The organism is Vibrio sp. 10N.222.52.B7 (assembly GCF_041474275.1).
In the GTDB taxonomy this organism is placed as follows: Bacteria; Pseudomonadota; Gammaproteobacteria; order Enterobacterales; family Vibrionaceae; genus Vibrio; species Vibrio crassostreae_C.
In genome coordinates, this window is record NZ_JBFRTU010000230.1 from 1 (window position 1) to 3,196 (window position 3,196).

A 3,196-nucleotide genomic window follows, 5' to 3' on the forward strand; every position below is an offset into this window, starting at 1 on the left:
CCATTTGATTGGTAAATTTTATAAATATATTTTGTTACATAATCAAAACTGATGGCTTGATATAATAATGTCACACAAAACAATGGCTTTAATGGTTCTAATTTTTTCCTCACTGTCACAGGCTTCCACTATTGAGAACGACGAACTATTGCTGAAGTCATTGATAAAACAAGGTGTTATCTGTTCAGGCTTAACCTATGAGGAAAATCAAGAAGCTTTGCGTATCTATCTCAACGCTAAAAAAGTGAAGAGCACCCCGTTTGATTCAAAAAATAGAAAAGAGACAACCAATACAAAAGAGATAGAAGGTAAAAAACATACAACAAACACACGTCAGTTAAGAAGACACCACAAGAGTGTATTAGGCCAAACTCGGACAACAGATCCGAATAAGGCAAGTTGATACTGATATCGACATGGAAATATAAAAAGGAAATATAATGAAAATGATGAGAAGAACATTGTTGGCTTCAGCAATGCTTACTCTATTTAGCGTCAGTGGTTATGCAAAAACACCTATTGATTTAGGGGTAGTTAATGAAGACAAACTCATTGAAATGCTAGTTAGACAAGGCTTAGTCGACCAAGATGCAACCGATGTGGCAAAGCAGGATGCGCTTGACCGTTACTTGAAAAATAAAATCAATTCCGGTTTCAAAGGCGATGCTCAATTCGGAAAAAAAGCACTTGAGCAACGCGCAAAAATACTCAAAGCCATAGAAAAAGGGTCTGGCGTTAAAAAAGCGAGTGTCTTTGCTTTAGAAGTCGGCACCAAGCGCACCGATAAAGTACTCGCTCTATTGGTCGATTTCCCTGATTTGAACTGGGATGACAACAAGTTGACCGAAGAGCACACGCAGATGCTCTACGAGAGCTACAGCCCTGAACATTATCAAGAGTTGTTGTTTTCAAATTCTGGCTACACAGGGCCAAATGGCGAAAACCTAATCTCGATGCGCCAATATTACCAAAGCGAATCAGGCGACAGTTACAGCGTTGCAGGTCAAGCGGCAGGTTGGTATCGCGCCTCTAAGCCTGCGTCATTCTATGGTGGCAACTCCCCTACCACCGACAACGACCTAAACGCCCAAGAACTGGTTCGTGAAGCGCTGAATCAACTAGCTCAAGATCCGAGTATCAACCTTGCCGATTACGACATCGAAGATCGTTACGATTACGACGGTGACGGAAATTTCCGCGAACCCGATGGTGTGATTGACCACCTGATGGTGTTTCATGCATCGGTAGGCGAAGAAGCCGGTGGTGGCGTGTTAGGCCCTGATGCGATTTGGTCTCACCGATTCAACCTTGGTCGCACACATGTGCTTGAAGGTACCTCTAGCTCGCTTCCAGATCGATTTGGTGGCCAATACGCGGCGTTCGATTACACCATTCAACCGATTGATGCGGCTGCAGGTGTTTGTGCCCACGAATATGGTCATGATTTAGGCTTACCAGACGAGTATGACACGCAATACACAGGCAGAGGCGAACCGGTTTCTTACTGGTCAATCATGTCTTCGGGCAGTTGGGCTGGTCAAATTGGTGGTACACAACCAACGGCATTCAGCTCTTGGGCAAAACACTTCCTACAGAAATCGATTGGCGGACGTTGGGTTAACGATGATCAGCTCTCGATTGATGACCTAGAAGACAATCCACAAGTGTATACGCTGTTCCAAACAACGGATAACAGTCGTCCTAACATGATCAAAGTGGATCTTCCTGAAAAGCAGATTGAAAGTCTGAAACCCTTTGAGGGCGAGTATTCATTCCACTCTCAAAAAGGCGATGATCTGAAAAACAGTATGACTCGCAAGTTGATGATCCCAGCGGGTGATTCTGCACTGCTGTCTTTCAAAACTTGGTATGAGATTGAAAAAGACTACGACTTTGCGCGCGTGCTAATCAACGGACAAGCCATTGCAGGAAACATTACCTCAATGGACGATCCATACAACACGGACCTCGTTCCTGCTATTGGCGGCGAATCTGGCGGATGGGTCGACGCTGAGTTCGACGTTTCACAATGGGCAGGCCAAGAAGTGGAACTGTCTTTTGAATACATCACCGATGGCGGCTTAGCAATGGAAGGCTTCTATTTAGATAACCTTGCTGTTGTTGTCGATGGTGAAGTGACCTCAATAGACGATGGTGAAAGCAACTCCACCTTCGCCCTTAATGGTTACAAGCTGAGTAATGGATTCCATCAAGCGCAGCACTACTATCTATTGCAATGGCGCAGCCACATGGATGTTGATGAAGGCCTAGCGAACATCAAACGCATGGGACAACTGATGTCATTCGACCCTGGCTTGATCATTTGGTACGTCGACGAATCACTAACCGACAACTGGGTAGGTAAACACCCTGGTGAAGGTTGGTTAGGCGTGGTCGATGCAGACCAAAATGCCATGGTGTGGGCAAACTCTGGTGAAGCGGCTCAAACACGCTACCAAGTTCGAGACGCAGCGTTTTCACTCAAAGATCATACTCCAATGCGTCTTGTAAACAGCGACAACGATGTACTCGAAGATACCAGTTTGGTTGGCAATGCTAGCTTCTCGGATGACCAAGATTACACATCGCCTCAAGCACCAGATTCAGGACGCATCCTGACGGAGTTTGGTTTAGCGGTCGATATTGTGAATCAGAGTGATAACAACGAATACGGTGTGGTTCGCTTATCTAAAGTAAGCCAACACAACATCGTTCCTACTGCGAACTTCGAGCTTAATGTGACTGGTCTGACTGTTTCTGCAAACAACTTCAGCTCAGACCAAGACGGTGAGATCGCCCGTTACCTATGGGACTTTGGGAACGGCACAACAAGTAACGAAGTGGCACCAACTTGGTCTTACGAGCAAGCGGGCGAATACACGGTGAACTTGACTGTTGTCGACGACAAAGGCGCTACCGCTTCATTTAGCTCCGTAGTGAGTGTTGAATCTCCAAACGCCCTTCCAGAAGCGAGCGCGAAGTACATTCACTTGGGCCGCTGGGTAACCATGTGGTCTACAAGTTCAGACAGCGATGGTCGTATTGTTGATACCGAGTGGACACTTCCAAACGGAAAGGTGAAACGAGGTCGCACATTCACGTCAATCTTCCCTTCATACAGAAAGCACGAGGTGACACTGAAGATAATCGATGACCAAGGTGGGATTACCACTAAGACAATTTTGGTCGACCTGTA

1 protein-coding gene and 1 pseudogene are annotated in these 3,196 nt (G+C 45.8%); both read left to right on the forward strand.

The window, feature by feature from the left end:
• Nucleotides 1-67: 67 nt before the first annotated feature.
• Nucleotides 68-393, forward strand: a pseudogene (locus AB4512_RS22565) (hypothetical protein).
• 47 nt (nt 394-440) lie between these two features.
• Nucleotides 441-3,196, forward strand: a 2,756-nt coding sequence (locus AB4512_RS22570) for an immune inhibitor A domain-containing protein (RefSeq protein WP_372175768.1), incomplete at its 3' end; no start/stop codon positions are given.